The sequence below is a fragment of the Paenibacillus agaridevorans genome, from assembly GCF_003112455.1.
GTDB classification, from domain to species: domain Bacteria; phylum Bacillota; class Bacilli; order Paenibacillales; family Paenibacillaceae; genus Pristimantibacillus; species Pristimantibacillus agaridevorans.
On record NZ_BDQX01000163.1, the window covers coordinates 53,342 to 58,457 of the forward strand.

Here is a 5,116-nt window from a genome sequence, read left to right on the forward strand (position 1 = left end):
CGGCACTCTCGTCTTCTCTGCCCGCATCGTATTCCTCGCCGCCATATATACATGTAAAGATTAGCGGACTTTCCCCGGCTTGCCAGCCGCCGTCTGTCCGAATCGTCTCGCTTGTACCGTCGTCATACTCGATGACGATATCCGCCAGACAAGTTGGAGTGCCATAAGAGTCCTTAAACTTCGTATACTTGCCGCCAGGCACATGGTAGAAGCCGTTCCCCAGCTCGATGGTTATCGTATTTCCTCCCGTTGCTAGCATGGACGTGATGTCATAAGTCGCATACAAAACGGTTTGATCGTAGTCCGTCCAGCCGGGATCCAGCTCGCGATCTCCTGCCTTCCGGCCGTTTAACTGAAGCTCGTAGTGGCCGAGCCCGCTAATGTATACCCTCGCGCGCGCAACCTTCTGGGCGACATCGAAGTCACGACGAAAGCGGAACGCTCCCTTCGATGCGGCTGTCGCATCCGGATGCGTAATCCACTTGCCCTGCCAGCTGCCCAACTGTCCCGTCTCCCACCAGGCTGTCGGGCTTGTATAACGCGACCTTTGCGCGTCTTCTATCGTCACTCTCCAGTAATAACGCTGCCTGGGCTGCAGAGGACTGCCGTCAAAGCTAATCGCCGTATGAGCGCCTCCGCTGACGAAGCCGCTGTCCCAGACATCGACAGCTCCGCTCTGCAGTCTATCGAAGCTTGAAGCCACCTCGATTCGGTAAGCGCTCTGCCGGAAGCCCGCCGGCAATTGCTCCAGAAAGGACCAGCCCAGCCGGGGATGCCGCTCGTCCAGGCCTAACGGATTGGGCATCCCCTCCGTACGCAAAGCGCCGACCGCGATTGGCGCGGATGTCGCCACCGCGATCGTTCGGAATTCCGGGAAAACGTTGCATGTCGCATCGCCGTCCATAGGCCGCCTGCTAGCGGTGTAAAAATGGTACAATACCCCGTTATGTGTAATAATCGACGGTTTATGGGCGAATACGGAATCAATCTCGTTCCCTTCTCCAACCGTGATTATGGGTTCTGCGTGCTTGCGCCAGTCCAGCAGATTATCCGACAATGCCAGCCCTTCTTGGGCGGCCTTAAAATCAAAGCCGAAATAAAACATCGCCCAGCGCGAACCGTCCCGCAGCACGCAGGGATCGCTGGCGAAGCCGCTGTCCCAGGCATCCGCCGTGACCTGGACGACGGGATTGCCGTCATGACGCGTCCACTGCGCGAGATCTTTGGAGGTCGCGAGGCCGATCTGCTCGGTCCAGCGGCCCTCATCTTTGTCCTTGGCGTTGTAGAACAAATAAAACATGCCTTCGTGCTCCACCAGACATTCCTTGTATAATCCGCCTCTCTCCCATTCTCCGCCGTCCTCCGGCACAAGAATGGGTTCCTTCAGACGGTGCCAGTTCATCAGGCTTTCGTCTTCGGTCCAGGCAAGCCCGATCTTGGCCGAACCCGCCTCGTAGCCGTCGCCGGGATAGGAGTGATAGGCCAGCCAGTACTTTCCGTCCCACTTTTTCAGATGGCCCGGACCGTGCATATCGTTGTCCCTAAGAATCCAGGTGCCCGCGATATTTCGCGAATCCCAGGCATCCCCTTCCTCCTCCCGGGTCAAAATGGTCGACAGATGCTCCCAATGAAGCAGATCGTCGCTTGCGGCCAGCGCCGTTTCATAGCCCGTGCCGTCGAAGCCGACGTACATCATGTAGAATCGGTCCCGGTGCCGGAATACGAAGGGGCAGTCTACCGCCCGGCTATCGAAGGCTCCGTCCGTTCCGGAGCCGACGAGCACGGGCTTCTTCCATTTGTGCGGGGTCAAACAAGCTGCTATGTTCATCATAAACGACCTGCCTTTCCGAATTTGTCCATAGCCCTCCGCACGACGGGATGCCGATTCGCGCATTGCTCCAGCGTAACGCCGTTCACAGCCGCTTCCCATGCCAGCTTCATGCTCTCGAAGCCGGCGGCCGCGCCGTCCGGATGAGCCAGCATGCCGCCTCCTGCCAAATGCATGACGTCTGCCGTTTTTGCGGCGTTATAGGTTGCGTGCGCCGTACCTGCCCATTGGCCCGAGGAAACGACCGGCATCGCCTTATAGCCGCCAAACAGCGGCTCCGTGCAAGCTTTGATGGACGCCGTGACGGATTCGTTGCTTTCGTAGAACTTCCCGTCCAGGCCGTTGACGTGCAGATGATCCGCGCCCGCGAGACGGCAAAGCTTTTGGTAAGCCGTAAATGACATGCCAAGATGGGGCGAGCGTGTCATCATTCCCCACTGGTTGCGATGGCCATGGATGGGCACCTCGCTGTAGCCGTTTAGATGCGCAAGCCCGGGGAGCCCCACGCTCAATATGCTGACCATCACGCAATTGCCCCCCGCGCCGACGACAAGATCGTGATTGCGGCGCAGCTCATCCCAATCGCCGGTAATATTGAAGGCATACATCAGCTTTTTGCCCGTCGCGTCCGCCGCGCGTTCGATCGCGGCGGTTACGGCCGCAACCTTCTGGTCTAGCGGAGCATAGGGCGGATTGGCGTTCAGTTCGTCGTCCTTTATGAAGTCCAGCCCCGCCCTGGCAAGCTTCTCGACCATGACCGCCAGCTCCTCGGTAGACAAACCGATGCTGGGCTTTACGATGGTGCCGAGAAGGGGACGATCGTACACTTGAAGCAGCCGACGCGTCCCTTCAATGCCGAATTTAGGCCCTGCGTAACGTTGGGCGAACGCCTCCGGCAATTGAAGATCGAGCAGCCGCAATCCCGATATTTGCTGCAGTTCGTATAAGTTGCCGGCGATCGCCGACATGAGGTTCGGGATCGACGGGCCGAAATTATGAAGCGGGAAGGAGATGACGACGCGGCCGCGATGATATCGCCCGTCGTGACCAGGGGGCGCGACCGTCCCCGGCAAGCTGGGAGCGTCATGATCCTCCAGTCGTTCGATCCCCTCGACAACGGCCCCGTGCTCCCTCTTCAAAGCATCGCTCTCTCCCGGAACCTTGGTGAAGGTGCCCGTCGATTGTTCGCCCGCAATGATCTCGGCGGCCTGCTCCAGCGGGTACGGCGTTTCAACCCAATAAGTAGCGGCAACGCGTTGTGAATCCATACGGCTACACTCCCTTCGTGCTCAATGCCGATGCACTGCTGTTACTGCGATCGGCGTTTATGGTCAATAAATAAGCGGCTTGCCTATACGCTTGCTGTAACGGGGACATGTTCGCTCGTGAACGCGTAGCGTCCGGATCCGACGCGAAACACCGAGCCTCCCTCCTGCACTTCCAGCTTGGCAATAACTTCAATCGAATCAGAAATTTCATTGCCGTCTAACCGCACTCCGCTGCCCGGAACATGTACGGTCGCCGTCGTATTTGGCGGCACTTGTACGTCAAGCCGAAGTTCTCCGCCTGCCGCCAGTTCCCATTCGACGGAGATGGCGCCGTATAACGACTCGTACGAAGCCTTGACGCGCGTCAGCCTGCCGCCCGGCCTTGGCCGAATCACGACATGGCTGAACCCCGGTTCGGCCGGATCGGCCTCGATGCCCGCCATGTAACGGAACATCCACTCGCCTACGGAGCCTAGCGAATAATGGTTGAACGAATTCATGGAAGGCGTCTGGAATCCGTTTTCCTCCGTCCAGCCGTCCCAGCGCTCCCAGATCGTCGTCGCGCCGTGTTTGATGGAGTACATCCAGGACGGGAACGCCTCCTGGGTCAGCAGCTTGTAGGCAACGTCGAGCTCCCCGGAGTCGCTTAGCGCCGGCAACAGGTAACCTACGCCGAGGAAACCCGTGGACAAGCGGTCGCCCCGCTCCCGGATATTGTCGGTCAGGCGGCGGAGCGCTTTATCCTTCAGCTCGTTCGGCAATAATCCGAATTGAAGCGCGAGCACGTATACCGTCTGCGTCTCGCCATGGATGGAGCCGTCCTGCGACACAAAGGCCCGGCAGAACGCCTCCGAGATATCGCGGAACAACGTTTCGTACCGGCGCCTATCCTCCGTCTTGCCAAGCGCACCGGCAATGTATCCCATCAGCTTCGTACTGTACGCGAAATAAGCGGTCGCCAGCACTTCGTTCGGCGTGTCGGCCTCGATCGACAACCAATCTCCGTAGTTGGCGTAATTCGGCCGGATCAGCTCCACGCTATTATCCTTTAAGTAATCCACCCAGCGCGCCATCGCGCCGTAATGCGTCTCCAGAATGCGGGTATCCCCGTACATCAGGTACAGCGTCCAGGGGATGACGACCCCGGCGTCGCCCCAGCCCGCGTTGTCCGGCGCGAACCAGTTCAGCCTGGTGCTCCACATTTTGTAGCGCATCCAGCCGGCATCGGGAGCCACGTCCGTGAATGCGCCCGACGGCTGCTGGCAGTCGATCATGTCTCCTATATATTTCGCGAAGAAACGCGACACGTCCATGTTGTAGGAAGCCGTCCGCGCAAAGATCTGGGCGTCCCCCGTCCAGCCGAGCCGCTCGTCGCGCTGCGGGCAATCCGTCGGCACGGACAGGAAGTTGCCTCGCTGCCCCCAGGTAATATTGGCGTACAGCCTGTTGACCATGTCGTCCGAGGTCTCCAGACTTCCTGTCACCGGCGTGTCGGAATGAATGACCTTCCCCGTTAGGGTCGTCAGATCCGGCTCGCCGGGGTAGCCGATCAGCTCCACGTACCGGAAGCCGTGAAACGTAAAGTGCGGCTCGTACCGCTCCTCCCCGCCGCCTTTCAACACGTAATGATCCTGTTGCACGGCCACCCTGAGATTATCCAGGTACAAGGTGCCGTCCGGATTAAGCATCTCCGCGTGGCTCAGCGTAATTCTCGCGCCTCTCGCCCCGGTCGCCCGCAGTTCCGTCCAACCGACCATGTTCTGGCCCATATCGTAAATAAAGGAGCCCGACGCCGTGCGGGTCACCGCAACCGGCGTGATGCTCTCCGTTATCCGGATGGGCGGCTCCATCGTCGCCGTCAGATCCCCGTTATAGCCCGAACGGATATCGGGCGCCTCCCAAGAGGACGAATCGAAGCCGGGCAGATCCCATCCTTCCAGCTCCAGCCGGGCGTCGTAGCTTTCGCCCATGATCATGTCGGAGTAGCGGATCGGTCCCTCCGCGACCCGCCAGGAGCCGC

At 59.5% G+C, this 5,116-nt stretch carries 3 protein-coding genes; all 3 read right to left on the reverse strand.

What is annotated here, in order from left to right:
* The coding region (locus tag PAT3040_RS38645; protein WP_258234975.1) for an alpha-L-rhamnosidase N-terminal domain-containing protein at window positions 1–1,831 on the reverse strand (1,831 nt) is incomplete at its 3' end.
* Window positions 1,828–3,096: a ribulose-bisphosphate carboxylase large subunit family protein gene (locus PAT3040_RS14300; protein ID WP_108993264.1), complete on the reverse strand. Its 1,269-nt coding sequence runs from the start codon at window positions 3,094–3,096 to the stop codon at window positions 1,828–1,830. The genes PAT3040_RS14300 and PAT3040_RS38645, both read right to left, overlap by 4 nt.
* An 83-nt stretch (window positions 3,097–3,179) precedes the next feature.
* Window positions 3,180–5,116, reverse strand: a 1,937-nt coding sequence (locus PAT3040_RS14305) for a family 78 glycoside hydrolase catalytic domain (RefSeq protein WP_108993265.1), incomplete at its 5' end; no start/stop codon positions are given.